We start from the raw sequence: 25,307 nt of genomic DNA on the forward strand, positions 1-25,307 counted from the left end.
ATATTATGCAAATCCATTTCGTTGAATCGCACCCAAAGCAGAAATTACTTTTTTTTCTGGCCCAAGACGTGGACGATGAAGCTCGGAAATTGGTAAGGGATGCAATTGAAAAAATGTCGTCATTGAGAACTTGGGTTATCCGTGCCCCTGAGTTTGTCGATACTGTGGAAAGCACGGGGACGCGTCCAGGTGACGCTCTAGTTGAAACAGTGGGGGGGGTGCATGAGATTTATTCGGCGTCGCCCTCTAATCATCTGCCCCGCGAAATCGATGCGCTTCTTCTTGAAGAGGTTGAATATATTGTCGATTCCGTCCAGCGCTTATCGCAAGAGCATGGACTTGAATTCGAGTTTGAATTGGACGGGCAATATGTGGGCACTATCGATAACGGGGTCATTGATGCCATTCTGGCTAAAGGATTGATTGAAGAGTGGCGAAATCACATCAATGCGGCGAATTAAAACCTTCACGTTAATGTGAGCACTTGGCGGGTCAAGCTGCGGTGTTAATTTGGTCGAACCAGGACAAATGGTCGAAACCGGGTTATTTGCCATATTGAACCCAATATTGCGACAACGAACTGGCTTGCATTACAACCTGTTCCGCTACTATGATCCAGATATTGGGTGGGTTGTTTCCATTGATCTGATCGGTCTATTGGGCGGAGTTAATACCTTCGCCTATACTTCCAATCCAATAAGCTGGGTCGATCCGCTAGGCTTAACGCCATGCAGATTTTCTGAAAATGGCGGAAATCCTGGCAGGGTTTATTGGCCAAATCAGACTGAATTTGAAGGAATTACGGCCTATCCCAGAAATGATACTTTTGATCAAAATTTAGTCACGTCGTGGTGCGCAAGCGGGAAAGTTATTTCCGGAACGAATATTGAGAGGATGGCGACAGGTCGCGAGCCGATTGGCACGGATGGGAAGCCCATACACCTTCACCACATGCTCCAATCAAATGACAGCGCGATAGCTGAGTTGACGCAGACATTCCATTAGAAAATAGTGAAATAATTCACATTAATCCCAACGTTATCCCTTCGGGGATTGATCGGTCCGCATTTGATGCATGGAAGGCTCGCTATTGGGCGAACCGTGCGACTAACGATGGGGCGCAATAAATTATGAATCCACCTTTAACGGCGACGGAGATTAAAAAATTGATCGCGGCCCATCAGTCGATCATTGATTTTGGATCATCGTCCGATGCGGTAGACGATGAATGGCTGGTAAATGCAGAAAACGCGCTAAATCGAAAGTTGTCAGAATCATATAGGTGGTTTCTCAAGCAATATGCAGGCGGCGAAATTGGAGGGGAAGAGATTTACAGTATTTATGGAATTCCTTTTGAGTCGGCGAATGGGGGACATAGTTTTTCAACATCTAATGAATCGTAAAGCTGGGCTGCTGGACGATTCAAAACTTGTTGTTAGTGAGACTGATCTTGGTGAAGTTTTTTCTTCGACTATAGAAATTTCAAAAACGGCGAATGTCCGATATATCTAAGGCTCCCGTCGGGCGAGGATATGCCGTACGCTGAGAATTTTTATGAATTTCTTGGGAAACGAATTGAGGCTCATGTCTCATGATGCCTTAATTCAGCGGTGTGGGTTTCGCAAGATATTTAGCCGTCAATTTTTCGCGAGAATTCTTCTCAAACAAATAGATTAGTTGACGCGCTCGTCGACGCGGTAGCGTCAGCCGTGGTGCGGCTGCGGTTGTATCGGGCAGATAATTCGCTTGCGCTGCGTGTTCACGTGCAGACGACGCTGCCGGATGGCCGCATCCTGAACAACCTGTACTACGGCTCGGGTCACCTGCACCAGGTCAACCTGGACGGCGAGGTCATCACCGATATCGAGCGCGACCGGGCGCACCGCATGGTGGCCCGCACGCAGGGGGCGCTCGTCAGCCAGTTCCGGTACGACCCGGTGGGGCGCCTGTTGTCGCAGACGGTGGGCGAGGTGGCATCGACCATCATCGCGCGCAAGTACGACGAGGTGGGCAATCTCGTGTCGATCGACGATCGGCGCAACGGTGTGACACGCTACAGCTACGATCCGATCGGGCGCATTTTGTCGGCCGTGCAGCCGCAGTCGAGCGAGCGGTTTGCGTTCGATCCGGCGCATAACCTGCTCGATGCCACCGTGGCGCCGGTCGGCCGCGTCGAAGGTAACCGTATTCGCGTGTACGAGGACAAGCGTTACGACTACGATGGGCATGGCAATGTCGTCGAGAAGCTGGTCGGCAAGCATACGCGGATGCGATTCGAGTGGAATCCTGGGCATCAGCTGGTGCGTAGCGTGGTGGCGCGCGGGCCGACCGATAGCGCGCAGACTGTCAGCTATGCCTACGATCCGTTCGGACGCCGGATTTCCAAGCGTGATGCGTTTGGTGTGACCCGCTTTGTCTGGGATGGCAACCGGTTGCTGTGCGAGGAGCGCGGGAGTCATGCGCGGACGTATGTGTATGGCGAGGATGCGTTTGTGCCGTTGGCGCGGCTGGATTCAGTGGCAGGTGCGGATGGCGCCGAGCCGGCCGAGATGCGGCATTTGCATACGGACCATTTGGGGACGCCGCGGGAGTTGACCGATGCGGATGGGCGCGTTGTGTGGGCTGCGCGGTATCGAGCTTGGGGGAATGTGCTCGAGGTTGTGCGGGAGGAGGTGCCGGTCGTCGTATTGCCCGATGAGATCGGGGAGGTGCAGCCTGTTCGGTTTCAAGGGCAGTATCACGATAACGAAAGCGGATTGCATTACAACCGGTTCCGTTACTATGATCCGGATATTGGGCGGTTTGTTTCGATTGATCCGATTGGCCTAGCTGGCGGTACAAATGGTTATGGTTATGCGTCTAACCCAGTTGGCTGGGTGGATCCGGCAGGACTGAGTCCATGTAAAAATGGCAATACGGAAGGGGCGAATAAGATCGCGACGCCAGCCTCATGGGGTCTTACCCTATCTGAGACCAAGACAGTTCTGTCATCTGCACAAGTGCCCTATAAAGGATCTACTATCGTCGGGCATGCGCTTGCTAAACATAGCGGAAGACCTGTTACGTTTAGCAATCCGTCTGTTTCTGGGGCCGAGGTATGGGGGAAGATTAAAGGAAAAATGACCACTTGGAACGAGCAAGGCAAGTTCCACCTGAAGGATATCATTCGGGCTCCCGGTGACTTTTCACCGATAGCGGATGGGAATCTGGTCTTTCTGGAAAAGCGTTTGCCTGATGGTCGTGGAGTACGGTTGAATCAAGATAAGACCTTTAAAGAATTCATTGACTAATGAACGGGCTATTGGAGTTTGTTTTCGAAGAGGTTTCGCCCAGTCATCTCGCGGCAATGGTTATCGAATGCGTGCGTGAAAAGAACAACGTCAGCGAAGTGGTACGGGACGGCGTACCCTTGCGACTGGATTCTGTTCTCGACTCGGCCTACTTGTCGAAAATCGCAGCTGGCGATGAAGACGTTGCGTGCACCGCTAATCTCAAACACCTGAGTGTCGGTGAGAACTTAGTTGAGTGTGTAACGTTGCGTATAATTCATTATGATGACATCAGCGATGTCTCATTGCTTTTTTCAAGTTTCGATTGCAAGAAAGCAGGTATATCGACATCTGAAGAGCTTTATCGTTGGGCTAAAGGGTTCAGCGTCAAATATCGCATCGCCAATTTCTTCGGCGGCTTAGAGCCCGCTTCGGACAAGCAGACGCAACTATTCTCGAAAGATCGAGTCGGTCCTGTCATGGAATTGCGGTAGGACTGATGAAGTAAAACCAAAGAGATAAGGCTTTTCAAGGGATAGGTAAAACAGGACATCGAGCCAAGGGGACGCCACGAAAAACATTGTCCAGGTCGAGCGTGATAATGACCCGGTACCATATTGTGAATACGACGCTGCCGGATGGCCATGTTCGGAAAAACTTGTAATACGGCTCGGGCAACCTAAAAATGAGCATCAGCGACATCGCAAGATTGATTACTCCGCCAAACAATCCAAACGAAGCTCCCCAACAGCATGATTGGTCGAAGATTGAAGCCACGCTTGCAACTTCTCTTCCCAAAGATTACAAAGAGTTTATAAACTTATTTGGCACTGGGAAGATAGATAATTTCTTATGGATATTTAACCCATTCTCACAAAACGAAAATATAAATTTGACGACGCTGCAATTGGTTGACAGAGCGGATCACGCGTCGCGCCATCTTGACTACCATGCAAATGGTGTTGGCGGTCGGAACACATGGGGTGGCGGAACCCGTTGCCGTTAATTTTAGGAGTGTTTATGAAAATATATCAATCGATTCAGGATTTGCTTGGTGAGTTACACGGGCTTGACTGGGATTCGGCTCTTTTTATTAATGAAAGTGCGTGGAAGGGCGATCCTCAGCACACAGAGATCCTCGTTTTGGAAGGGGATGAAGAACTCGAAGACGTCGTTCCAGGGACGCATCTGCCAAAGATTGCGGAAGTTAGGAATGTGCGGCAACTATTTGATATGGAAACTTTTCGAGATGTAGTTAATTTCGAGCGGAAGAGAAATCCTGGAGCGTCTGTTTCGGAAATCATCTTCGCCATAAATTTTTATCGTGAGAAAGATGACTTCTTTGATCCGCGGAAATGATTGACCGGTAAAAAAGGCACGGAGGGCGCGATAAGAAACTCGGCTGTGTCCGTACTGGCTTTGTTGCACAAATCTGTCCCTGCAGAGGCCGAGCCGGACCATGGGTAAACCAGCGGCATGTGCGCGCCAACCAGACCGAAATACCGAACGACCAACTGGAAGGAATACGACGAAGCGTTGAGAGCGAGCCGATCGCTGCTGTTTCGGCTGGCAAGGACATGCGCTGGCACGGCGGCGCCAACGGCAAACGGGGCCGCAGACCCAGGTACAGCGAGGCGGCGATTCAGTTCTGCCTGACGATCAAAAGCCTGTTCAATCTGCCACTGCGACAGGCGATGGGCATGACGCAACGTCTGCTCAGGCTAGCCGGCCTGGACTGGCAGACTCCCGACTTCAGCACCGTCAGCCGGCGCCAAAAACATCTGGCGGCGATGATCGGAGCGCACCCAACGACGACGGGCTTGCATCTGCTGGTCGACTGCACCTGCATCAAGATGCTGGGTGAAGGCGGGTGGAAGACGAAGAAGCGCGGCGCCGACTACCGCCGCCAGTGGCGCAAGGTCCATCTTGATATCGATGCCACCACACTGGAGAATCCGGGCCACCGCACCGCCTACGAATTCGATCGCGACGGCAAGCCGCTGAAACGCATCGACGCGCGCGGCGGCGTGCTGGAATACCGCTACGACACGGCGCGCCGGATCGCGGAACTGATCAACGAGAACGGCGACGTGCACCGCTTCGTCTACGACGCGCTGGACCGCCTCGCCGAAGAAACGAGCTTCGATGCGCGCGTGACGCGCTACCGCTACGACGACAGCGGCCTCATCGTCGGCAAGGACGAACTGGGCTGCGCCCCGCGCACGGAACTGACGCCGATCGCGACGACGTATGTGCGCGATGCGCTGGGCCAGTTGACGGAAAAAGTGATCTCGCGCGTGACGGGTGCGGCACAGGCGCAGCAGATGCGGTTGCGCTTCGCCTACGACGCGCTGGGCGCATGACGCAGGCGATCAATGCGGATGCGACGGTTGGCATGACGTATGACGCGGTCGGGCAATTGATTGCGGAGCAGACGGATGCCTCGGGCGTTTCGTGTGTCCTTCGTCATCAGTACGACGAGCTGGGCAACCGGGTGCAGACGACGTTGCCGGATGGGCGTGTCCTGAACAACCTGTACTACGGCTCCGGCCATTTGCACCAGGTGAACCTGGATGGCGAGGTCATTACCGACATCGAACGGGACCGGGCACACCGGATGATCGCCCGCACGCAGGGGACGCTCGTCAGCCAGTTCCGGTACGACCCCGTGGGGCGGCTGTTGTCGCAGACGGCGGGCGAGGGCGCGTCGACCGTCATCGCGCGGCAGTACGAATACGACGAAGTTGGCAACCTCGTATCGATCGACGACCAGCGCAACGGTGTGACACGCTACCGCTACGATCCGATCCGATCGGACGCATTTTGTCGGCCGTGCAGCCGCAGCTGAGCGAACGGTTTGCATTCGATCCGACGCATAATCTGCTCGATACGACGGTGGCGCCGGTCGGCCGCGTGGAGGGCAATCGCATTCGCGTGTACGAAGACAAGCGTTACGACTACGATGCGCACGGCAACGTGGTCGAGAAGCTGGTCGGCAAGCATACGCGGATGCGGTTCGAGTGGAATCCGGCGCATCAGCTGGTGCGCAGCGTCGTTTCACGTGGGCCTTCGGATGTGGCGCAGACTGTCAGCTACGCCTACGATCCGTTCGGACGCCGGATTTCCAAGCGGGATGCGTTTGGCGTCACGCGGTTCGTGTGGGATGGGAACCGGTTGCTGTGCGAGAACCGGGGGAGTCATGCGCGGACGTACGTGTATGGCGAGGATGCGTTCGTGCCGCTGGCGCGCGTGGACGCTGTTGCTGGCGCGGATGGCGCGGCGCGGGCCGAGGTGCGGCATCTGCATACGGATCATCTCGGGACGCCGCGGGAGATGACCAATGCGGGTGGGCGGGTCGTGTGGGCTGCGCGGTATCGGGCCTGGGCGAATGTACTTGAGGTTGCGCAGCAGGATTCGCCGGAGGTGGTGTCGCCCGATGAGATCGGGGAGGCACAGCCTGTTCGGTTTCAGGGGCAGTATTTCGACAGCGAAACGGGCTTGCATGACAACCGGTCCCGTTATTATGATCCGGACATTGGGCGATTTGTTTCGATTGATCCCATCGGATTGTCTGGCGGGGCAAACACTTTCGCATACTCTGCCAATCCAACAGCCTCGGTCGATCCGCTCGGTCTAAGTCCATGCAAGACCAGTAACGCGAATGATGCGAATAAAATCGTCTCCGAATTTGCGGGCGGAGCAGATCGACTGCCGAGCGCCGCTTATACTGGTGGCAGGCAAACCCTGTTTCATTACACTGATGAGGCAGGAATGCGGGGAATTATCAGTTCACAAGAACTGCGGGTTTCGACAGGAGTAACACATGCTCGTTACGGCGATGGGCAATACCTCACTGATTTGGCGCCAGAAATGGTTGGGGCACGCACGGTGGGGCAGCTGTCGGCAGAGCAGCTAGGTAATGGAGTCATCTCAGGCGGACAGGCTTCACGATTCCTGTTTAATGATCCTAGAAAGTTGGGGAAACTTACGAATTTTGTTGAGATCGACATTACCGGTCTTCCGGTTAGGCAAGGTCTTAATTCATCCGGCACAGAATTCCGCGAACATGTTCAATTTATACTGAACAAAAACGACATGGATTTGACGGGTCGTATCGTACGGACAGGAAGGACATTTTGATGCGGTACTATTGTTTCTACTCTGAATCGCTTAAGGGTGAAGTGGGGAAGTTCTATTGCGAGGTGTCGCCCGAGAACTTAATCACTCGGCAAATCGATGTGTTTGGTTCCGAAATTTATTGGGCTGAACCTGGATCTCAGTATAGTGAAGATTATCCTTTTACTGATCAGCCAGAATTTGATGAATCGGATCAAGAGGCGGAAGAATTGGATCGAGAAACATTTGAGAGAATTTGGGCTGAAGGAAAAAAGCAGTGACCGTCATATTTTGCAAAGGCGATATATTTGCAGTGAGCTCGCCTCAAGCATTTGCGCACGGTTGTAACTGTGCTGGCGCAATGGGGAAAGGCATTGCCGTTACATTTCGTGAAAAATGGCCATTGATGTACGCACGGTATCGAGAATTATGCAAGACTGGTGCCTTCGTTCTAGGCGATGTCTTTGAGTGGACTGACGGTGCGACCAGAATATACAACTTGGGAACGCAAAGGACCTGGAGGTCAAAGGCTGACGTTTCAGCCATAAAAATTTCGATGACTCGATTAAAGAAACTTCTAACCGATGCCGAAATTTCTGAAATTTATATGCCGCGCATTGGTGCTGGATTGGGAGGGGGTGACTGGAATGAAATCAAGTCGATCATTGAATGGAGTTTTGGCGAAAGTCCCATCCATGTATATGTGTGCGAAGAATTTGTGCCCGGAGCAGCATTGCAGGTTATGTCATAATCATGCAAGCCGCCGAGCATGCAGCAGGATTTATTGACTAATGAGTGGGCTATTGGAGTTTGTTTTCGAAGACGTTGCGTCCAATAATCTCGCAAAAATGGTTGTCGAAAGCGTGCGTGAAAAAAGCAATATCAGCGAAGTTCTGCAGGACGGCGCACGTCTGCGACTGGACTCCATTCTTGCGCATCGTTGCTGAGGCCGTAACAGAAAGACGCCAAGTGTCGAGTCCCGTTTGATCGTAGATGCGTTTGACGAATAGTTCCGGCCGCTTCTTCTGCTATTGCTTGAGTGCCAGGATGGGCGTTTTGACGACGGTCTAATTTTATCGTTCAGGTACTTTTACACATCTAACGAGCCGCTCGCTGCAGAAATATTTCTTTATGCTCGAAATCATAAGCTGGACGGCAACGTTTGGCGCAAGGTTAAAGTGGTGGTTGGAGACGTCGAGGAGCTCGTTGCAAAAGTTAAGGGAAATCAATTTAATTGCATATCCTCCGGAGTGAAACTGCTTAACTTTGGAGATTTGTGGTGTATTGATATTGACGGCGATTACAGTCTGGCTGGCGATCCGAGCTCCCTGGATGAAGTGCGCGAGGACGGACAGTGCTACGTCATTGGGCGCCAAGTCGAAGCTTGCGAACTCGACGAAGTTGCATGACGACGATAATCGTCTCCTTGGCAGCGGCAGCGGCAGAGGTGGAGCAATTAGTTGCTGCCCATCAATCGGTAATTAATTTTGGATTGCCCTCTGATGCGGTCAACGATGAATGGCTGATGAAGGCGGAAGAAAAGCTAAATCGTGAGTCGCCACGATTGTACAAATGGTTTCTCAAACTATGCGCAGAGCGGGGAGATCCGAGGGGTATGGGGCACAACAGATTGTGAGTACACCTTTAACAGCAACGGGAGTTGAGGAATTGATCGCGGCCCATCAGTCGATCATTAATTTTGGATTATCGTCCGATGCGGTCGAGGATGAATGGCTGGCAAATGCAGAAAATGCACTAAACCGCAAATTGCCGGAATCATATAAATGGTTTCTCAAACGATATGCAGGCGGTGAAGTCGGAGGGGAAGAGATTTATAGCATTTACGGAATTCCTTTCGAGTCGGCTAATGGGGGAGACATAGTTTTTCGCCACTTAATGAATCGCAAGGCTGGCTTTCTTGATGATTCAAAACTTGTCATTAGCGAAACTGATCTTGGCGAAGTTTTCTTCTTTGACTATATGAATTTCAAAGACGGCGAATGTTCGATATATCTCAGGCTTCCGTCGGGAGAGCACATTCTGTATGCAGAGAATTTTTATGAGTTTCTTGGGAAACGAATTGTGGCTCATGATTCATGATGGCTTGATTCAGCGAGCAGTGCGGGACTCATTCGCGGACGTGCGTGTATGGCGAGGATGCGTTTGTGCCGCTGGCGCGGATGGATGCTGTCGCTGGTCGGGAGGGCGCGGCGCGGGCCGAGCTGCGGCATTTGCATACGGACCGTCTGGGGACGCCGCGGGAGAGGACCGATGCGGGTGGGCGGGTCGAGTGGGCTGCGCATTATCGGCTTCCGGTAATGTGCTCGAGGTTGTGCAGGAAGAGGACTCGCCGTGGCACCTTCGGGCAAGGGCAGCACAATCACGTGGAAGAGCCGGTTCAAGCGCGACCCGGCGGCCAAGGATGTGGATGACGCCAAGGCAAAGGAAATCGTCGCCGGGATGTACAAGTCGGGATTTGATGGACTGCGCACGACACTTGGTGAAACCGCCCACTGACCTTCGGCAGTGTTGGCCGCGTTGCGGTCGGCCAACCAGCGGGCGCCGGCGTCGAGAGGCGCTGATCGGCTTCAGTACGCCACGCCCGCCGTCTCCCTCAACCTGCCCGCATCCCTGCCCGGCGGCACCCCAAACAACCGCACATAATCCCGACTGAACTGCGACGGACTCTCATACCCGACGCGATACCCCGCACTGGCCGCATCCATCCCCTCGGCCACCATCAGCCGCCTGGCCTCCTGCATGCGCAACTGCGTGCGGAATTCGAGAGGACTCATGGCCGTCACCGCCTTGAAATGCGCGTGAAAGGTCGACCGGCTCATGCGCGCCACGTCGGCCATCTCGTCGATGCGGCAGTCGCGCGCGTAGTGCGCGCGCAGCCAGACGATGGCGCGGGCGATCTGGTTCTGGCGGCTGTCGCCACGCGCCATGCGGCGCACGATGCGGTTGCCGGCGCCCGTCAATAACCGGTACAGGATCTCGCGCGTGACGAGCGGCGCCAGCGCGTCGATGTCGGCCGGCGTGTCGAGCAGTCGCGCCAGCCGCAGCGCCGCGTCGAGCAGTTCGGGCGTCGTCCGGTTCAGTGCCATGCCCACGTCTTCTCCACCATCCTCATCGGCGGGAGGATGCCGCACCGCCAGGTCCCCCAGCATCACCATGTCCAGGTCGAGACTCAGGCACAAATACGGCCGCTCCGGCGACGCCTCGATCACGGCGCCCGTCACGGGCAGTTCGACGGATGCGACGAGGTAGTACGCGGGGTCGTACACGAAGGCCGTCGCGCCGAGCACGGCGCGCTTGCGGCCCTGCGCGACGAGGCATACGGTCCGTTCGTACAGCACGGGCATGGGCATCGTCGGGCTGGACGATCGGATAAGGCGGACGCCCGGAAGAACGGTGTCGTGAATACCGTCCACGGGGGCGTGGCGGGCGATGGCGGCGGCAAAGAGGGCGAGCGTATCCATGGCGGCAAGGATAGCAGGCCAGCAGGCGGGGTGTGCGCGCCGCCGGACGATCGTGCAAGCTTGTGCGACGTTTGCGCTACCGCCGATCGGCTGTGCGGCCCGACACTGTGCCCACTTTCAACCGCACAGGAGATCACCATGACCGCACTCGATCAATACCGCCTGCTGGGCCGCTCCGGCCTGCGCGTCTCGCCGCTGGCGCTCGGCACGATGACCTTCGGCCAGGACTGGGGCTGGGGCGCCGACGAAGCCGAGGCCCGGAACATCTTCGACGCCTACGTCGACCGCGGCGGCAATTTCGTCGACACGGCCGTCAACTACACGAACGGCGCGTCCGAGCGCATCCTCGGCAAGCTGATGGAAGGGCGGCGCGACCGCATCGTCCTGTCGACCAAGTTCACGATGGCGCGCGCTCCAGGCGATCCGAATTCGGGCGGCAACCACCGCATGAATCTCGTGCGCTCCGTCGAGCAGAGCCTGCGCCAGCTCGGCACCGACCGCATCGAACTGCTGCACCTGCACGCCTGGGACGATACGACGCCGCCCGACGAAGTCCTGCGCGCCCTCGACGACCTGGTGCGCGCCGGCAAGGTGCTGTACTTGGGCATCTGCAACACGCCCGCGTGGCGCGTGGCGCAGTTGCAGACGATCGCCGACCTGCGCGGCTGGTCACCGTTCGTCGCGCTGCAGATCGAATACAGCCTCGTCGAGCGCAGCGTCGAACACGAACTGATGCCGATGGCGCGCGCGCTGGGACTCGGCGTGATGCCATGGTCGCCGCTGGGCGGCGGTCTCCTGAGCGGCAAGTACGGGGCGTCCGACCTCGCCACGAACGACGCGGCCGGCGTGGCGGACACGCGCAAGGGCGTGATCGCGTCGACCGGGTTGTTGAACGAGGCGTCGCTGCGCATCGCGGAGGAAGTGAAGGCCGTCGCGCGCGCGACCGGCGCCAGCGCGGCGCAGGTGGCGCTCGCGTGGACCTTGCTGCATCCGGCCGTCACGGCGCCCGTCATCGGCGCGCGCACGCTCGCGCAGGCCCAGGACAACCTGGGCGCGCTGGACGTGAAACTGGATCCGGACCACGTGACGCGCCTAAATGCGGCCAGCCGGCCGGCGCCCATCTTCCCGCAGCGCTTTACCGAACGGCCGCTCGTGCAGCAGCTCGTGTTCGGCGACGCGGCAGTGGAACGGCGCGGCCGGTGACGGGATCAAGCCTCCGGTTCGGCCGGTTGCATGGCGCCGCGCACGGCCGTGAGGATGGCGTCCGACGCGGTGCCGTCCGACACGGCGCGCGCGAGCGTCAGCGCCCCGACCATCGCGGCGAGGGCGACGATGCCCTCGTCGCCGGCGGCGGGCGCCAAACGGCACTCGGCCAGCAGCGCCGTCATGCGCGCCACCATGGCGTCGGCCGTTGCGCTGGGCTGGCCGCGCAGGCCCAGTTCCGCGGCCAGCGTGGGGAGCGGGCAGCCTTCGCCCGGTTCGTCGCGGTGTTCCGCCGACAGGTAATGGTCGATGACCGCGCGCGGCGCGGCGTCCGCCGACGGCAGCCAGCGTTCCAGCGTCTGCTGGACGGCGGCCTCCAGCGAAGCCTGCACGAGCGCGTCCTTGGATTCGAAATGGGCGTAGAAGCCGCCGTGGGTCAGGCCGAGCGCCTTCATCAGCGGCACGAGGCCCGTGCCTTCGATGCCGTCCTTGCGGAAGCGGCGCGACGCTTCGCCGATGATGCGCTGGCGCGTTTCGGCCTTATGGTTACTCGAGTAACGCATAGTTATGGGATTGGTTTGCAATGATTCGGATGCGGTCCGTGCGGCCGAAAGCGACGGACCCGTTGAGCGACGGATGTGCCTCATGAATTTAGGCAACGCTCCGTGTCACCATTGTAAGCCTTAATGAGGGATTCCACAATTCCGGCCATGAATTTGCCGGAATCGTGTTGCGCGAGGCCGTCTTTACTGCTTAGTGCGACGCGGCCGCGGCCGGCAGCGCCTTGGTGGCGGCCCCGTGCTTGCGCAGGTACTCGGCGCAGGCGTCGGCGTCGAGCGGCTTGCTGAAGTAATCGCCCTGGATCTGGTCGCAGCCTGCGCTGCGCAGGGCGGCCAGCTGCCCATCGTTCTCGACGCCCTCGGCGATGACTTCCAGGCGCAGCGTGTGCGCCATGGCGATGATCGCCTTCACCATCGCCAGCGATTCGGCACTCTGGTGCACGTCGAGGACGAACGAGCGGTCGACCTTCAGCTTGTCGACGGGCAGGCGCTTGAGGTAGCTGAGGCTCGAATAGCCGGTGCCGAAATCGTCGATGCTGAGCGTGGTGCCCAGTTCGCGCAGCTGGCGCATCAGGTCCGCGGTGCGGACCGGGTCGTCCATCGAAATGCTTTCCGTGAGTTCCAGCTCCAGCAGGCGCGGAGGCAGGCCCGATTCACGGAGGACGGCGCCGACTAGCGCCACGACGTCCGTGCCCAGGAACTGCTTGCCGGACAGGTTGACGGCCACCGGCACGTCGGGCACGCCGGCATCGGTCCACGCGCGGCGCTGGGCCACGGCCGTGCGCAGGATCCATTCGCCGATCGGCACGACGAGGCCGGAATCCTCGGCGATCGGGATGAATTCGGCCGGGGAGATGCTGCCGTGCTCGGGATGCTTCCAGCGCACGAGCACTTCCAGGCCGGCGACGCCGCCGCTGTGCAGGTCCGTCTTGGGTTGATAGTTCAAATACAGTTCGCCGCGCTCGATCGCATGGCGCAACTGGTTTTCCAGCGTGAGCTTGCGCTGCAATGCCTGGTTCAGTTCTTCCGAATAGCGTTGGATCTGGCCCCCGCCCAGCACCTTGGCGCGGCGCACGGCCATCGTCGCGTTGTTCAGCAGGAGGTCGCCGTCGGTGCCGTCCTCGGGGAAGATCGCATAGCCGATGCTGCACGTGAGGGGGATCGCGCCGCCCGGCGTCTTGAATTCGCGCGTGGCGGCCTGCAGCAGCTGGCGCAGGCGGTCGCGCGCGACGCTGTCGTCGCCGAGGCCCGGCAGCAGCACGACGAATTCGTCGCTCCCGGCGCGCGCCAGCATGTCGCCCGGCCGCAGCAGGTTCTGCAGGCTCCACGTGATGGCGACGAGCGCCTTGTCGCCTTCATGGTGGCCCAGCAGCTCGTTGAGGCGCTTGAACTTGTCGATGTTGATCGTCGCGACCAGCGTGTGCAGGCCGTCGCTCTTCCATTTGTCCAGGTTCTGGCCGATCGTCCGCACGAGCACCTGGCGGTTCGCGAGGCCCGTCAGCACGTCGTGCGTGAGCAGGAATTCAACCTGGCCCGCGGCCGCCGCGAGGTCGGGATTCGCATTGTCGACGTAGACGTGCGAGTGCAGCGACTGCGCCGCGGTCGCCAGCTGGCGGAAGTGGATCAGCTGTTCCGTCATGCGCGCGAGGTCGCGCAGGATGTCCAGTTCCTCCTCGTTCAGCGTGCGCGGCACGCGGTCCAGGACGCACAGGGTCCCCAGCGGCATCCGGTCGATCGAGTACAGCTGCACGCCCGCATAAAAGCGCACGTGCGGCGGATTGACGACCATCGGGTTGTCGGCGAAGCGCGCATCCTGCGTCGCGTCCGGGACGATCAGCGGCTCGTGGTCGAGGATCGCGTGGCCGCAGAACGAGATCTCGCGGCGGGTGCCGGTCATGTCGATGCCGCAGCGCGACTTGAACCACTGGTCTTCCTCGGCGACCAGCGAGACCAGCGCGATCGGCATCTTCAGCAGCCGGCTCGCCATGCGCGTGATGCGGTCGAACGCGTCCTCGGGGGCGCTGTGGAGGAGGCGGGTGGCGTGCAGCGCCGTCAACCGGCGCGCTTCGTCGAGCGGTATCGATGGAGTCTGCATGTCGTGTCATGAGGAGTTTCGTTGAGACACATTCTGCCACGACCGGCGAAGCGGAGGCACGAGCTTGGCATGGCGTTGCAGCCAGGAATTAATCACGCTGGCGGAACGCGCCGAAATGCTGGCGATAATCGAGCGCGCTGACGCCCAGGTGGCGCAGGAACGCCGCGCGCATCCGCGCCGCCGAGCCGAACCCGCAGCGGTGCGCGACCGTCTTGAGGGGCTGGTCGGAGCGTTCGAGCAGGGCCCTGGCCGCGTCCACGCGCGCCCGCTCGACGAATTCCGCCGGCGTGACCCCGGCCGCGCGCGCGAACTGGCGCGCGAAGTGGCGCTCGCTCAGCGCCGCCACCCGCGCGAGGTCGGCCACCGTCAGCGGCGCGTCGAGGTGGGCGAGCACGTGGTCCTGGACGGTGCGCAGCACGGAATCGTCGCCCACGTACGGCGTCAGGTAAGGACTGAACTGCGATTGCCCGCCGCTGCGCTGGGTAAACACGACGAGGCGCTTGGCCACGTTCAGCGATACGTCCGCGCCGTGGTCTTCGTAGACCAAGTGTAGCGCGAGGTCGACGCCCGCCGTGACGCCGGCCGACGTATAGACCGGACCGTCGCGCACGAAGATGCGGTCCGGCTGGACGGCCACCCGCGGAAAGCGCGCGGCCAGCAGCGCGACGTCGTTCCAGTGCGTGGTGGCGCGGCGGCCGTCCAGCAGGCCCGCGTGCGCGAGCAGGAACGCGCCGTTGCAGACGGACGCGATGCGGGCGCAGCGGGTGCTCATCGTGTGCAGCCACGCGGCGAGCGCGGTATCGGCCGGCCGGCGCGGCAGGTCCGGGCCGCCGGGGACCAGCAGCAGGTCGGGTGCGGCGTCGTCTTCGTCGTAGCGCGCGTGCGGTTGCAGCAGCATCCCGTTCGAGCACGCGACGGGGCCGTCCACCGTGCCGAGCACGCGCATGCGGTAATGGTCGCGCGGCGCGAGAAAACGGTTGGCTTCCGCGAACACGTCGAGCGGACCCGTGACGTCGAGCGACTGCACGCCGGGGAAGGCGAGGATGGCGATGGTGGGCAAGCGCGGGCTCCTGGGATCGACAAGCACGCCATCACTATAGCCGCGCGTGCGTGGCCGCGGCGGGGCGTGGCGGGAAATGCGCGCACCGTGGCGGGAAACCGGTGCACGCTGCCGGCGTCGGCGCGCGGCCAGGCGCCAGAATGGCGTCATCCCCAACACACGAAAGGACGACAATGGACAATACCGCAGAACGCGTGGGCCCCGCATTTTCCGTCGACGGCATGCTGCGCGCACGTCGTGAGACCCGCAAGGCCATCGCCGCGATCGCGCGGCGCATCCGGCCCGGCATGGTGGAAGAAGACGCCGTGGCCATGGCGCGCGACGTCATCGCCACGCGGGGCCACACCCTCAGCTGGCACCCGGTGCGCGTGCGCTTCGGCGCCAACACGATCCTGCCGATGAAGCGCGCGTCGACACCCGGCATCGTGCTGGGCGAGCACGACATCTTCTTCATCGACATCGCGCCGCGCGTGGAGCATTGGGAAGGCGATGGCGGCGCCACGTTCACGGTGGGCGACGTGCCCGGATATGCGCGCTGCGCCGCCGACGCCGAGCGCCTGTTCCATGAGGTGCGCCAGGCGTGGAAGACGCAGGACTGGAGCGGCAGGAAGCTGTACGAGTTCGCGGACCGGCGTGCGCGCGACCTGGGCTGGGACCTCGATCCGGACCTGCCGGGCCACCGCGTCTCCGACTTCCCGCACGCGGCGCTGCACACGGGCGCACTGGCCGATTACGACCATGCGCCATCGGACATGCGCTGGATCCTCGAGATCCACTTGCTCGATCCGCGGCGCCGCTTCGGCGCGTTTTTCGAGGACATGCTGCTGGACGACGCGGACTACGTCTGACGGAGGCACTGCACGAGGAAGTCGGCGAACACGCGCACGCGGGCCGACAGCTGGCGCGCGTGCGGATACATCACGGAGACGGGGATGGTGGGCGGCGGCACGTCCGCCAGCACCTCGACGAGACGGCCGTCCGCGAGCTGCCCGGCGATGCGGTAGCGCGGCACCTGCACGAGGCCGAGGCCCGCGAGCGCGGCCGCCGTGTAGGCTTCGGTGCCGGTGACGGAGACGATTCCGGGCGGCGTCGCCAGCTTTAGGCCCGCGTCCGTCATGAATTCCAGCGGATATGGCCGGCCCGTCGCCGTCGACACGTAGTGCACGGCCTGGTGATGCACGAGGTCCGCCAGCGCGGCCGGCGTGCCGAAGCGGTCGAGGTAGGCGGGACTCGCGACCGTCACCTGCTCGATGTCGGCCGCGCGCCGTGCCACCATCGACGAATCGTGCAGCTGGCCCGCGCGCAGCACGCAGTCGACGCCTTCGCGCACGAGATCGACGAGGCGGTCGTCCTCCCCCACGTGCAGCTGGATGCGCGGGTAGCGCGCGAGGAATCCCGATAGCGCGGGAAAGACGAAGTAGCGGGCCAGCGTCGGCTGCAGGTTCACCCGGAGCAGGCCCGCGGGCTCGCTGCCGCGGAACGCGTCTTCCGCTTCGTCGAGGTCGGCCAGCAGGCGCACGCACCGTTCGTAGTAAGCGGCGCCGTCCTGCGTGGGCGCGACGGCGCGCGTCGTCCGTTCCAGCAGGCGCGTGCCGAGGCGGTTTTCCAGCCGCTTGATCGCGTTGGTCGCGGTGGCGCGCGGGATCAGGAGGTCCTCGGCGGCCTGCGTGAAGCTGCGGCGCTCCACGATGCGCACGAAAATCTGCATTTCCTGAAACCGGTCCATCTGCGTCGACATGCGCCACCTCCCTCTGCGATTATACGGTCGGCGCGGCTGGCACCAGCAGGTCGGCGATGCCGATGCGGCGGGCGAAGTCCACGCGCACGGCCTCCGCCACCTCGAGCACCTCGCGCGCGCCGTCGCCGACGAAGTCGACCACCGTGCGGAACGGCCGCCGGCCACGCGGCAGTCCGACGATGCGCACCAGTTCATCGGCCACGGCCTGCGGATCGGCCCCCGGCGGCGTCAACGCGTCGAGGCGTTCGCCCACCTGGTCCAGCACCCCGTCGTAGCGGGCATACGCGGCGATCCGTGCGGCGTCCGCCGGCTTGCCGGCGCTGGGGAAGTGCTCCGTGCCGCGGGTGAACGCGCCGGGGACCATGATCGCGGTCTCGATGCCGAAGCGCGAGATTTCGTACGACAGCGACACCGCGAGCGAATCCAGCGCCGCCTTCGCCGCGCCGTACGGGCCGAGGAAAGGCGGGAAGCCGCCCTTCGTCGTCGTGCTCGAGATCCACAGCAGCAGGCCGGATGCCTGGGCGCGCAGCTGGGGCAGGGCCGCGCGCAATACGCGCTGGGCGCCGAGGAAGTTCGTGTCCAGCACCTTGGCCACTTCCTCGGCCGTGAAGGCTTCGGTGGGGCCGACGACCAGGTGGCCCGCGTTCTGCACGACGACGTCCAGCCGGCCCTGTTCCGCGACGACCGCCGCGACGGCCGCGTCGCACGAGGCTTGGGACAGCACGTCCAGTTCGAGCGGCCGCAGGTCGGCGCCGTGCTGCCGCGCCCAGTCGCGCGCTGCGGCGGCGCGGGGCGCGTTGCGTCCTGCGACGTCGCGCATCGACGCGTAGACCGTGTGGCCGGCGCGGGCCAGCGCCTGTGCCGAGAGTTTGCCGATGCCGCTGCCGGCGCCCGTGATGAGGATGACTGCCTGGTCCATGGTTGCGATCTCCTCAGGCCATGCCGCCGTTGGCGCGCAGGACCTGGCCGTTGACCCAGCCGCCGTCCGGACCGACCAGGAAGGACACGACGCCGGCGATGTCCTCCGGCTGGCCCAGGCGACCCAGCGGCGCCGAGTTCGCGATCTGCTGGACCAGCTCATCCGACTTCCCGGTCAGGAACAGCTCCGTCGCGACGGGGCCCGGCGCCACGGCGTTGCACGTGATGCCGCGGCCGCGCAGCTCTTTCGCGAACACGCGGGTCAGCGCTTCCACCGCGCCTTTCGTGGCGACGTACACGCCATAGGTCGGCGGCGCCATGTGCAGCACGCTGGTCGAGAAATTGACGATGCGTCCGCCTTCGTTCAGGCGCGTGGCCGCTTCGCGCATCGTGTTGAAGGTGCCGGTGACGTTGATGGCCATCGTGCGCTCGAACTGCTCGTCGGTCGTCTCGGCGATCGTCACGTACGGCAGGATGCCGGCGTTGTTGACGAGGATGTCCACGGGGCCGAGCTTTTCCTCGATCGCCGCGAACATCGCTTTCACGTCGTCGACCTTGGCGACGTCGGCGCGCACGGCGATGGCACGGCCGCCTGCCGCTTCGATGGCGGCGACGGTGGCGTTGGCAGCCGCCTCGTTGCCGGCATAGTTGACGGCGATGGCGAACCCGTCTTCGGCGAGACGTTTCGCAACGGCGGCGCCGATGCCGCGCGAGGCGCCGGTGACCAGGGCGACGCGGGGGGGGTGTTGGGCTTGGGTGTTCATCGTGACCTCCTTAATTGGTTGAGCGTGAAGTCATGATGATTGATTTTGATGCAAAGATAATCTAGCAAAGTTTGCCTTCAGAATTCCATCTTGAATAACAATCTGGCGTGTTTATCGCCGATATAACCGGACGGTGCATAACTGCCATTCGAACAATAAATTTTTCAAGCATGCTGCAGCGCAGTAAATTGGATTCGCAGTCTCGCTATTCGAACCCAACCACTGGAGCTGATCATGATCGGTAAACGTCACGTTGTTGCTCTCGCATCCGTCCTCTCGTTGAACGCCCACGCCGCCGAACCGGCTGCGCGCCTGAGACCCGCTACCTGCAGCACGCCGGCCTTCACGTCGGACCTGAAAGACGAATACCTCCAGGGCACCGTCCGCCTGGCCGTGCTCGTGGACCCTGACGGTTCGGTCAAGCGGGCGAAGGTCGTCGAGTCCAGCGGCCACCGCGCGCTGGACCGGGCCTCGCTGCGTGCCAGCTATACGTGCAAGTTCGGTGTCGCCGGCAAGGACGGCGAGCCGAGCTGGTCCACCGTGCAATACAAGTGGATCAACGATTGATCCGGATCGGGCCGCCGGCATCGGTCGCAGGCGGCTCAACCAACGTTCGAAAAATTCGATAAAAGCTTGGCAATTTTCTCGTTTTTTTAATGCCGGGCCACCGCGCATAATGTCTCCATCGCAGCGAACAACGAAGAGAACATCTTCGAAACGTTCGATGCAATATCGAACCCCAACCGATAACACTGGAGAACATCATGAGCAACGCCAAACTGGAAGTCCTGACCCCGCACAACTCGCAACTGATCATCATCGACCACCAGCCGCAGATGGCGTTCGGCGTGCAGTCGATCGACCGCCAGACCCTGAAGAACAACGTGGTCGGCCTGGCCAAGGCGGCGAAGGCGTTCGACATCCCGACCGTGATCACCACCGTCGAAAGCGATTCCTTCTCCGGCAAGACCTATCCCGAGATCCTGGATGTCTTCCCGGGCAAGGAGATTCTCGAACGGACGTCGATGAATTCCTGGGACGACCAGAAGGTGCGCGATGCCCTGGCCGCCAACGGCCGCAGGAAGATCATCGTCGCCGGCCTGTGGACGGAAGTGTGCAACACGACCTTCGCGCTGTCCGCGATGCTGGAAGGCGGCTACGAGATCTACATGGTGGCCGATGCGTCGGGCGGCACGTCGAAGGACGCGCACGACTTCGCGATGCAGCGCATGGTGCAGGCCGGCGTCGTGCCCGTGACGTGGCAGCAGGTGCTGCTCGAATGGCAGCGCGACTGGGCGCACCGCGACACCTACGATGCCGTGATGAAGATCGTCACCGAACACTCGGGCGCGTACGGCATGGGCGTCGACTACGCCTACACGATGGTGCACCAGGCACCGGCGCGCAACCAGGGCGACAACCCGGTGCTGGCCCCGGTTGCGGCACCCGTACGCTGAGCTTCAGGTCCGAAACGCCTGGAAAGAGAACGATCATGAAAACCATCGTGCCGACCATGCGGACGGGCTGGCCGTCCGTTCCGCGCTCGACGACCTTGCCGCGCGACTGCGCCCACACCCAGTGGCCGGTTCGCTCATACGTTCGCTCACACGTTCGTATAGGTGCGCACGATTGGCGGTAGGACGTCCTTGGGTTAACATTTGATTCACCCGCCCCAGGAGACTCCCATGAAAGCAATCGTCACCGGCCACACGAGGGGCCTCGGCGCCGCGCTCGCCGCCAATCTGCTGGCGCGCGGGGTACCCGTCCTCGGCCTGGCGCGCACCCGTTCGGCCGAACTGGTCGACGCGTATCCCGACCTGTTCGAGGAGGTCGAACTGGACCTGGCCGACAGCGTCGCGCTGTCGCGCTGGCTCGCGGACGGCATGCTGGGCGATTACCTGGACGGCACCGGCGCCGTCCTGCTGCTGAATAATGCGGGGATGGTGAGCCCCGTCGGCCCGCTCGACGCGCAGGACCCGCAAGCCGTGCTGCGCGCCGTGCAGTTGAACGTGGCCGCGCCGATGGCGCTCGCCGCCGCCGTCGTGCGCGCCAGCGGCGGGGCGCAACGGCGCATCCTGCACATTTCCAGCGGCGCCGGCCGCAACGCGTACCCGGGCTGGAGCGTCTACTGCGCCACCAAGGCCGCCCTCGACCACCACGCGCGCGCCGTCGCCCTCGACTGCGAACGCGGCGTGCGCATCTGCAGCCTCGCGCCCGGCGTCATCGACACGGACATGCAGGCCGAGATCCGCGCCACGACGGAAGACCGCTTCCCCATGCGCAAACGCTTCGTCGACATGAAGGAGACCGGCGCGCTCGTGGAGCCGGACGAATGCGCCGAACGGCTGGTCGACTACCTGCTCGGCGCCGGGTTCGGCGCCGAGGTCATCGCCGACCTGCGGATGCTCAGTTGAGCACCTTCAGGCCGCGGGAGCGCGCGGGATCTGCAGCCCTTCGATGACGGCGGGGCGCGCGCGGAACGCTTCCAGCACGCGGCCCACTTCCGGAAAGCGGTCGAAGCCGACGATCTCGGCCGCGTCGTAGAAGCCGACCAGGTTGTTCACCCACGGGAAGCAAGCGACGTCGGCGATCGTGTACTCGTCGCCCATGATCCAGGCGCGGCCCTTCAGGTGGCCGTCCAGCACGCCGAGCAGGCGCTTGGCTTCGTGCACGTAGCGGTCGCGCGGGCGCTTGTCCTCGTACTCGCGGCCGGCGAACTTGTGGAAGAAGCCCAGCTGGCCGAACATCGGGCCGATGCCGCCCATCTGGAACATCAGCCACTGGATGGTCTGGTAGCGCAGCGCCGGATCGGCCGGGATCAGCTTGCCCGTCTTCTCGGCCAGGTACAGCAGGATCGCGCCCGATTCCCACAGCGGCAGCGGCTTGCCGCCCGGGCCGTTGGGGTCGATGATCGCGGGGATCTTGTTGTTCGGGTTCAGCGACATGAATTCCGGCGACGTCTGCTCGTTCTTGTCGAACGCGACGCGGTGCACCTCGTAGGGCAGGCCGATTTCTTCGAGCATGATCGCCACCTTGACGCCGTTCGGCGTGGGCAGCGAATACAGCTGCAGGCGGTCGGGGTGCTGCGCGGGCCATCTCTGCGTGATGAGGAAGTCGTTCAGGTCGGTCACGGCGGTCTCCTTCGGGTTGAGAGCGTTGATTGTACTCAAGGTACGGTTTTTCGCCGGGTGGGAGCATACATCTTGGTCTTGGGCAACGACGGGGAGCCATGGACGACCTGCTGCGCTATTACGAGGAAGAGCTGGGATTGTTCGGCCAGTTCGCGCGCGAATTCCGCGCCCGCTATCCCAAGCCCGCCAGCGACCTGCACGTGGCCGGCGAGACGTGGGACGATCCCGGCGTCGCCCGGCTCATCCAGTCCGTTGCGCTGCTGTCCGCCCGCATCCACAAGCGCCTCGACGACGACTACCCCAAGTTCACGGAAGCGCTGCTCGACAGCCTGTACCCGCACTACCTGCGGCCGCTGCCGTCGTATTCCATCGTCCAGGTAGGACAGCGCGGGCCGGCCGAAGTGCCGGACACCCCGTCCGTGCTGCCGCGCGGGACCATGCTGCGCTCGAGCGCGGGCACCGACACGCCGTGCCTGTTCCGCACCGTTTACGACGTGCTGCTGGCGCCGCTCGCCGTCGCGCGCCTCGCGTTCGTGCCGCTGCTCGACGCGCCGCGCACCGCGCGCGCACCGCGCGGGGCCGGCTGCGGCATCAGCCTGACGATCGCGGCGACCCGCGGCGACGTCGGCCGCCTCCCGCCGACGTGGCGCCTGTTCGCGGACGGCGAGGCGTCGACCCGCGCCGCGCTGATCGACGCGCTGTTCCTGCGCTGCGCCGCCGCCTGGGTGCAGCCGGAAGGCGACAAGGGCTGGCTGCCGCTGCCGCGCGTCCCGCTGCGCCTGGCCGGCCTCGCGGACGCCGATGCCATGCTGCCGTATCCCGCCCGCTCGCACCCGGCGCCGCGCCTGCTGACCGAGTATTTCTGTTATCCGGAAAAATTCAATTTCATCGACGTCGACCTCGCGGCGCTGGCCGGCATGCTGCCGCCGCGCTGCCGCCGGTTCACGCTGCACCTCGCGCTGTCCGCCATCGCCCCCGATTCCGATGCCGCCCGCCTGCTGGCCGGCCTGGACGCGCGCAACCTGCTGCCTGGCTGCACGCCCGTCGTCAACCTGTTTCCGAAGGCCGGCGCGCCCGTGCAGCTTGCGTACACGAGCGCCGACTATCCGCTGCTGGCCGACGGCGCGCACGCGGGCGCGTACGAGATCCACAGCGTGGACGCCGTGCGGCTCGTGCGCGAAGGGACAGGCACGGTCACCCGTTTCGATCCCCTCTACGCGCCCGGCGACGAGGGCAGGGCGGGCGGCGAAGCGTCGCACCGCGCGCACTACTGGATCGCGCGGCGCGATTACGCGACGGCAGCCGTCAGCCCCGGCCACGAGATGCGCATCGCCCTCGTCGACGCCGATTTCCATCCGCTGGACGCGGCCGGCGCCACCCTGTCCACGGACCTGACGTGCAGTAACCGCGACGTGCCGTCACGCCTGCCTTACGGCCAGCCGCAGGGAGACTTGCGCTGCGACGAACTGTCCACGCTGGCGCCCATCCGCATGCTGAGGAAACCGACACGAGGCCGGCGCTTCGGCGGCACGCGCGGGTCGCACTGGCGCCTGATCGCCCACCTGGCGCTGAACCACGCGGGCCTGACGATGGCCGGTCTCGCCGATTTCCAGAAAATGCTGGCGCTGTACGATTTGCCGCGGTCCCCGGTCGCCCAGCGCCAGATCGCGGGCATCGTGGGGCTCGAACACGGCACGGTGCGCGCGTGGGTGGGTGCGGCGCCGGTCGCGAGCCTGATGCCGGGCATCGGCATCCGCCTCACCGTCGACGAGGAAGCGTTCGCGGGCACGGGCCTGTATCCGTTCGTGCAGGTGCTCGACCAGTACTTCGCGCTGAACGGCCACCTGAACTGCTTCACGCGGCTGGAAGTCGTGTCGCAACAGACCGGCCGCGAAATCATCGCCTGCTCTCCACGCACGAGCAGCGGCGGATGGACCTGATCGCCCGCCTGCTGGCCGAGCCCCAGCGCTTCGACTTCGTCCAGGCCGTGCGCCTGCTGCTGCTGGCGCTCGGCGCGCGCGGCATCCCCGAACGGCGCGCGCTGGCCCGCCACCTGCGCTTCGCGAACAGTCTCGCGCTGGCGTTCCCGCCCAGCCAGATCGAGGCCGCCGCGGCGGACCCCGACGGCTACCGCCTCACGCCGAGTTTCATGGGCCTGCTGGGCGCGCACGGGGCGCTGCCGCTGCACGTGACGGAACGCCTGCTCGCGCTGCCGCAGGACGGACAGGACGCGCAGGCGGCCCGCGCGTTCCTCGACATGTTCAGCACGCGCATGCTCGCGCTGTGGTACCGCGCGTGGCAGAAATACCGCGTCGAGCACCTGGTGGCCGCCCCGCGCGACGCGTTCCTCCCGCTGTTGCTGGCGCTGGCCGGCGTGCCCGGCGGCGGCGTGTTCGCACACGACGGCGTGCCCGACACCGCGCTGGCCGCGTTCGCCGGCCTGCTGCGCCGGCGGCCCGTGTCGGGGGCCGTGCTGGGCCGGGTGCTGTCCAGCCATTTCGGCGTGGCCGTGCGGGTACAGGAGGGCATCGGCCACTGGGACCCGCTGGCCCCGGGCGAGCAGACGATCGTCGGCACCAACGCGCTGCTCGGCCGCCGCGCACTGCTGGGGGAACGCAGCTGGCGGCCGGACCTGCGCGTGCGCGTGCGCATCGGCCCCCTCGACCGTGCCCGCTACGATCACTTCCTGCCCGGCGCCCCGGGCGCCGGCGCGCTGCGCACCCTGCTGCGACTGTTCGGCGTGCCGACCCTTGCCTACGACATCGTGCTCGTGCTGCGCCAGGCCGACCTGGGGCCGGCGCAGCTGGACGCGTCCGGGCGCCGGCTCGGCCTGGACAGCTACCTGTTGTCGGTACCCGCCGCGGCCGACCGGGCCGACCTCTGTTACGAACTCCGCCCGCTGGATCCACTGCCCGCTTTACAATCCGCTTGACCTTCCCATTGTGGGAAGGCATATCCTGTACTGGCAATC

Annotated in this window: 31 protein-coding genes and 2 pseudogenes; 24 read left to right on the forward strand and 9 right to left on the reverse strand. The window is 62.6% G+C overall.

What is annotated here, in order from left to right:
* Window positions 1-5 precede the first annotated feature (5 nt).
* The 17 genes and pseudogenes from ACEN98_RS28055 (at window position 6) to ACEN98_RS28135 (ending at window position 9,902) form a co-directional block, all read left to right on the forward strand.
* Window positions 6-461: a hypothetical protein gene (locus ACEN98_RS28055; protein WP_413388166.1), complete on the forward strand. Its 456-nt coding sequence runs from the start codon at window positions 6-8 to the stop codon at window positions 459-461.
* 124 nt (window positions 462-585) lie between these two features.
* Complete coding sequence (locus tag ACEN98_RS28060; protein ID WP_413342483.1) at window positions 586-1,005, forward strand: HNH/ENDO VII family nuclease; 420 nt, start codon at window positions 586-588, stop codon at window positions 1,003-1,005.
* An 11-nt stretch (window positions 1,006-1,016) separates the two neighbouring features.
* A complete protein-coding gene (locus tag ACEN98_RS28065; RefSeq protein WP_413342494.1) occupies window positions 1,017-1,127 on the forward strand; it encodes a hypothetical protein in 111 nt (36 codons plus the stop codon).
* Between the two features lie 3 nt (window positions 1,128-1,130).
* A complete protein-coding gene (locus ACEN98_RS28070; RefSeq protein WP_413388168.1) occupies window positions 1,131-1,403 on the forward strand; it encodes an SMI1/KNR4 family protein in 273 nt (90 codons plus the stop codon).
* A 360-nt stretch (window positions 1,404-1,763) separates the two neighbouring features.
* On the forward strand, window positions 1,764-3,290 hold the full coding sequence (locus ACEN98_RS28075; RefSeq protein WP_413388169.1) for an RHS repeat domain-containing protein: 1,527 nt from the start codon (window positions 1,764-1,766) through the stop codon (window positions 3,288-3,290).
* Window positions 3,290-3,763 carry a hypothetical protein gene (locus ACEN98_RS28080; protein ID WP_413342487.1) on the forward strand — a complete coding sequence of 158 codons (474 nt, stop codon included), beginning with the start codon at window positions 3,290-3,292 and terminating at the stop codon, window positions 3,761-3,763. Before ACEN98_RS28075 ends, ACEN98_RS28080 begins: the two co-directional genes overlap by 1 nt.
* Window positions 3,764-3,954: 191 nt before the next feature.
* Window positions 3,955-4,275 carry an SMI1/KNR4 family protein gene (locus ACEN98_RS28085; protein ID WP_413342489.1) on the forward strand — a complete coding sequence of 107 codons (321 nt, stop codon included), beginning with the start codon at window positions 3,955-3,957 and terminating at the stop codon, window positions 4,273-4,275.
* 14 nt (window positions 4,276-4,289) lie between these two features.
* On the forward strand, window positions 4,290-4,628 hold the full coding sequence (locus ACEN98_RS28090; RefSeq protein WP_413388170.1) for a hypothetical protein: 339 nt from the start codon (window positions 4,290-4,292) through the stop codon (window positions 4,626-4,628).
* Window positions 4,629-4,745: 117 nt separating this feature from the next.
* Window positions 4,746-5,221 (forward strand): annotated as a pseudogene (locus ACEN98_RS28095) (IS5 family transposase); the annotation flags it as partial.
* A 407-nt stretch (window positions 5,222-5,628) separates the two neighbouring features.
* Entirely contained in the window at window positions 5,629-6,117 is a 489-nt protein-coding gene (locus ACEN98_RS28100; RefSeq protein ID WP_413388171.1) for an RHS repeat domain-containing protein, read from the forward strand.
* Complete coding sequence (locus ACEN98_RS28105) at window positions 6,102-7,409, forward strand: RHS repeat-associated core domain-containing protein (RefSeq protein WP_413388172.1); 1,308 nt, start codon at window positions 6,102-6,104, stop codon at window positions 7,407-7,409. The genes ACEN98_RS28100 and ACEN98_RS28105 overlap by 16 nt, the downstream gene beginning before the upstream one ends.
* Window positions 7,410-7,507: 98 nt before the next feature.
* Window positions 7,508-7,666, forward strand: coding sequence for a hypothetical protein (locus tag ACEN98_RS28110; RefSeq protein WP_156403799.1), 159 nt, complete (start codon window positions 7,508-7,510; stop codon window positions 7,664-7,666).
* On the forward strand, window positions 7,663-8,136 hold the full coding sequence (locus ACEN98_RS28115; RefSeq protein ID WP_413388173.1) for a macro domain-containing protein: 474 nt from the start codon (window positions 7,663-7,665) through the stop codon (window positions 8,134-8,136). Before ACEN98_RS28110 ends, ACEN98_RS28115 begins: the two co-directional genes overlap by 4 nt.
* Before the next feature lie 654 nt (window positions 8,137-8,790).
* Window positions 8,791-9,021, forward strand: a complete 231-nt coding sequence (locus tag ACEN98_RS28120; RefSeq protein ID WP_413388174.1) for a hypothetical protein — start codon at window positions 8,791-8,793, stop codon at window positions 9,019-9,021.
* Window positions 9,018-9,485: an SMI1/KNR4 family protein gene (locus ACEN98_RS28125; RefSeq protein WP_413388176.1), complete on the forward strand. Its 468-nt coding sequence runs from the start codon at window positions 9,018-9,020 to the stop codon at window positions 9,483-9,485. Before ACEN98_RS28120 ends, ACEN98_RS28125 begins: the two co-directional genes overlap by 4 nt.
* Window positions 9,486-9,565: 80 nt before the next feature.
* Window positions 9,566-9,817: an RHS domain-containing protein gene (locus ACEN98_RS28130; RefSeq protein ID WP_413389105.1), complete on the forward strand. Its 252-nt coding sequence runs from the start codon at window positions 9,566-9,568 to the stop codon at window positions 9,815-9,817.
* Entirely contained in the window at window positions 9,738-9,902 is a 165-nt protein-coding gene (locus ACEN98_RS28135) for an SRPBCC family protein (RefSeq protein ID WP_413345649.1), read from the forward strand. Before ACEN98_RS28130 ends, ACEN98_RS28135 begins: the two co-directional genes overlap by 80 nt.
* 71 nt (window positions 9,903-9,973) lie before the next feature.
* On the opposite strand, the gene ACEN98_RS28140 is transcribed toward ACEN98_RS28135, so the two are convergent.
* Complete coding sequence (locus ACEN98_RS28140) at window positions 9,974-10,867, reverse strand: AraC family transcriptional regulator N-terminal domain-containing protein (protein ID WP_413388177.1); 894 nt, start codon at window positions 10,865-10,867, stop codon at window positions 9,974-9,976.
* Between the two features lie 138 nt (window positions 10,868-11,005).
* Between ACEN98_RS28140 and ACEN98_RS28145 the strand changes: the two genes are divergently transcribed.
* Entirely contained in the window at window positions 11,006-12,070 is a 1,065-nt protein-coding gene (locus tag ACEN98_RS28145; RefSeq protein WP_413388178.1) for an aldo/keto reductase, read from the forward strand.
* A gap of 5 nt (window positions 12,071-12,075) precedes the next feature.
* Here the strand turns inward: ACEN98_RS28145 and ACEN98_RS28150 are convergent, their stop codons facing one another.
* From ACEN98_RS28150 to ACEN98_RS28160, 3 genes are all read right to left on the reverse strand, one after another.
* Window positions 12,076-12,633 carry a TetR/AcrR family transcriptional regulator gene (locus ACEN98_RS28150; protein ID WP_413388179.1) on the reverse strand — a complete coding sequence of 186 codons (558 nt, stop codon included), beginning with the start codon at window positions 12,631-12,633 and terminating at the stop codon, window positions 12,076-12,078.
* Between the two features lie 190 nt (window positions 12,634-12,823).
* The gene (locus tag ACEN98_RS28155) at window positions 12,824-14,725 is read right to left on the reverse strand and encodes a putative bifunctional diguanylate cyclase/phosphodiesterase (RefSeq protein WP_413345166.1); all 1,902 of its coding nucleotides are present in this window, start codon (window positions 14,723-14,725) and stop codon (window positions 12,824-12,826) included.
* An 88-nt stretch (window positions 14,726-14,813) separates the two neighbouring features.
* A complete protein-coding gene (locus ACEN98_RS28160) occupies window positions 14,814-15,785 on the reverse strand; it encodes a GlxA family transcriptional regulator (RefSeq protein ID WP_413388180.1) in 972 nt (323 codons plus the stop codon).
* A gap of 173 nt (window positions 15,786-15,958) precedes the next feature.
* Between ACEN98_RS28160 and ACEN98_RS28165 the strand changes: the two genes are divergently transcribed.
* Window positions 15,959-16,633, forward strand: a complete 675-nt coding sequence (locus ACEN98_RS28165; protein WP_413388181.1) for a M24 family metallopeptidase — start codon at window positions 15,959-15,961, stop codon at window positions 16,631-16,633.
* Here ACEN98_RS28165 and ACEN98_RS28170 read toward each other — a convergent pair.
* From ACEN98_RS28170 to ACEN98_RS28180, 3 genes are read right to left on the reverse strand one after another with little or no spacing between them, the layout of a single operon-like run.
* Window positions 16,624-17,511, reverse strand: a complete 888-nt coding sequence (locus ACEN98_RS28170; RefSeq protein ID WP_413389106.1) for a LysR substrate-binding domain-containing protein — start codon at window positions 17,509-17,511, stop codon at window positions 16,624-16,626. The two genes, ACEN98_RS28165 and ACEN98_RS28170, sit on opposite strands and share 10 nt — an antisense overlap.
* A gap of 31 nt (window positions 17,512-17,542) precedes the next feature.
* Window positions 17,543-18,442, reverse strand: a complete 900-nt coding sequence (locus tag ACEN98_RS28175; RefSeq protein ID WP_413388182.1) for an SDR family NAD(P)-dependent oxidoreductase — start codon at window positions 18,440-18,442, stop codon at window positions 17,543-17,545.
* A 13-nt stretch (window positions 18,443-18,455) separates the two neighbouring features.
* Window positions 18,456-19,205: an SDR family oxidoreductase gene (locus ACEN98_RS28180; protein ID WP_413388183.1), complete on the reverse strand. Its 750-nt coding sequence runs from the start codon at window positions 19,203-19,205 to the stop codon at window positions 18,456-18,458.
* Window positions 19,206-19,439: 234 nt separating this feature from the next.
* Here ACEN98_RS28180 and ACEN98_RS28185 point away from each other — a divergent pair, with 234 nt between their 5' ends.
* Window positions 19,440-19,772, forward strand: a complete 333-nt coding sequence (locus ACEN98_RS28185; protein ID WP_413388184.1) for an energy transducer TonB — start codon at window positions 19,440-19,442, stop codon at window positions 19,770-19,772.
* Between the two features lie 197 nt (window positions 19,773-19,969).
* Window positions 19,970-20,662 (forward strand): hydrolase, encoded by a 693-nt coding sequence (locus tag ACEN98_RS28190; protein WP_413388185.1) that lies wholly within the window; start codon window positions 19,970-19,972, stop codon window positions 20,660-20,662.
* A gap of 55 nt (window positions 20,663-20,717) precedes the next feature.
* On the opposite strand, the pseudogene ACEN98_RS28195 reads toward ACEN98_RS28190, so the two are convergent.
* Window positions 20,718-20,900, reverse strand: a pseudogene (locus ACEN98_RS28195) (hypothetical protein); the annotation flags it as partial.
* Here ACEN98_RS28195 and ACEN98_RS28200 point away from each other — a divergent pair.
* Window positions 20,891-21,619, forward strand: a complete 729-nt coding sequence (locus ACEN98_RS28200) for an SDR family oxidoreductase (protein WP_413388186.1) — start codon at window positions 20,891-20,893, stop codon at window positions 21,617-21,619. The pseudogene ACEN98_RS28195 and the gene ACEN98_RS28200 overlap by 10 nt on opposite strands.
* Window positions 21,620-21,625: 6 nt before the next feature.
* On the opposite strand, the gene ACEN98_RS28205 is transcribed toward ACEN98_RS28200, so the two are convergent.
* Window positions 21,626-22,336, reverse strand: a complete 711-nt coding sequence (locus ACEN98_RS28205) for a glutathione S-transferase N-terminal domain-containing protein (RefSeq protein ID WP_413388187.1) — start codon at window positions 22,334-22,336, stop codon at window positions 21,626-21,628.
* A 98-nt stretch (window positions 22,337-22,434) separates the two neighbouring features.
* On the opposite strand from ACEN98_RS28205, the gene tssF reads away from it, so the two are divergent.
* A complete protein-coding gene (gene tssF / locus ACEN98_RS28210) occupies window positions 22,435-24,276 on the forward strand; it encodes a type VI secretion system baseplate subunit TssF (protein ID WP_413388188.1) in 1,842 nt (613 codons plus the stop codon).
* On the forward strand, window positions 24,267-25,268 hold the full coding sequence (gene tssG, locus ACEN98_RS28215; protein WP_413388189.1) for a type VI secretion system baseplate subunit TssG: 1,002 nt from the start codon (window positions 24,267-24,269) through the stop codon (window positions 25,266-25,268). The genes tssF and tssG overlap by 10 nt, the downstream gene beginning before the upstream one ends.
* Window positions 25,269-25,307: the final 39 nt, after the last annotated feature.

This window comes from Massilia sp. CT11-137 (genome assembly GCF_047302885.1).
GTDB lineage: Bacteria > Pseudomonadota > Gammaproteobacteria > Burkholderiales > Burkholderiaceae_D > Telluria > Telluria orientalis.

Excerpts from the sequence above, each read along its gene's own strand:
- ACEN98_RS28120 (WP_413388174.1), top strand. The coding sequence starts at position 8,791 with ATGACGACGATAATCGTCTCCTTGGCAGCGGCAGCGGCAGAGGTGGAG.
- ACEN98_RS28175 (WP_413388182.1), bottom strand. The coding sequence starts at position 18,442 with ATGGACCAGGCAGTCATCCTCATCACGGGCGCCGGCAGCGGCATCGGC.
- ACEN98_RS28200 (WP_413388186.1), top strand. The coding sequence starts at position 20,891 with ATGAAAGCAATCGTCACCGGCCACACGAGGGGCCTCGGCGCCGCGCTC.
- ACEN98_RS28180 (WP_413388183.1), bottom strand. The coding sequence starts at position 19,205 with ATGAACACCCAAGCCCAACACCCCCCCCGCGTCGCCCTGGTCACCGGC.
- ACEN98_RS28140 (WP_413388177.1), bottom strand. The coding sequence starts at position 10,867 with ATGGATACGCTCGCCCTCTTTGCCGCCGCCATCGCCCGCCACGCCCCC.
- ACEN98_RS28080 (WP_413342487.1), top strand. The coding sequence starts at position 3,290 with ATGAACGGGCTATTGGAGTTTGTTTTCGAAGAGGTTTCGCCCAGTCAT.
- ACEN98_RS28145 (WP_413388178.1), top strand. The coding sequence starts at position 11,006 with ATGACCGCACTCGATCAATACCGCCTGCTGGGCCGCTCCGGCCTGCGC.
- ACEN98_RS28165 (WP_413388181.1), top strand. The coding sequence starts at position 15,959 with ATGGACAATACCGCAGAACGCGTGGGCCCCGCATTTTCCGTCGACGGC.
- ACEN98_RS28100 (WP_413388171.1), top strand. The coding sequence starts at position 5,629 with ATGACGCAGGCGATCAATGCGGATGCGACGGTTGGCATGACGTATGAC.
- ACEN98_RS28085 (WP_413342489.1), top strand. The coding sequence starts at position 3,955 with ATGAGCATCAGCGACATCGCAAGATTGATTACTCCGCCAAACAATCCA.
- ACEN98_RS28150 (WP_413388179.1), bottom strand. The coding sequence starts at position 12,633 with ATGCGTTACTCGAGTAACCATAAGGCCGAAACGCGCCAGCGCATCATC.
- ACEN98_RS28055 (WP_413388166.1), top strand. The coding sequence starts at position 6 with ATGCAAATCCATTTCGTTGAATCGCACCCAAAGCAGAAATTACTTTTT.
- ACEN98_RS28070 (WP_413388168.1), top strand. The coding sequence starts at position 1,131 with ATGAATCCACCTTTAACGGCGACGGAGATTAAAAAATTGATCGCGGCC.
- ACEN98_RS28090 (WP_413388170.1), top strand. The coding sequence starts at position 4,290 with ATGAAAATATATCAATCGATTCAGGATTTGCTTGGTGAGTTACACGGG.
- ACEN98_RS28155 (WP_413345166.1), bottom strand. The coding sequence starts at position 14,725 with ATGCAGACTCCATCGATACCGCTCGACGAAGCGCGCCGGTTGACGGCG.
- ACEN98_RS28190 (WP_413388185.1), top strand. The coding sequence starts at position 19,970 with ATGAGCAACGCCAAACTGGAAGTCCTGACCCCGCACAACTCGCAACTG.
- ACEN98_RS28130 (WP_413389105.1), top strand. The coding sequence starts at position 9,566 with ATGGATGCTGTCGCTGGTCGGGAGGGCGCGGCGCGGGCCGAGCTGCGG.
- tssG (WP_413388189.1), top strand. The coding sequence starts at position 24,267 with ATGGACCTGATCGCCCGCCTGCTGGCCGAGCCCCAGCGCTTCGACTTC.
- ACEN98_RS28185 (WP_413388184.1), top strand. The coding sequence starts at position 19,440 with ATGATCGGTAAACGTCACGTTGTTGCTCTCGCATCCGTCCTCTCGTTG.
- ACEN98_RS28170 (WP_413389106.1), bottom strand. The coding sequence starts at position 17,511 with ATGGACCGGTTTCAGGAAATGCAGATTTTCGTGCGCATCGTGGAGCGC.
- tssF (WP_413388188.1), top strand. The coding sequence starts at position 22,435 with ATGGACGACCTGCTGCGCTATTACGAGGAAGAGCTGGGATTGTTCGGC.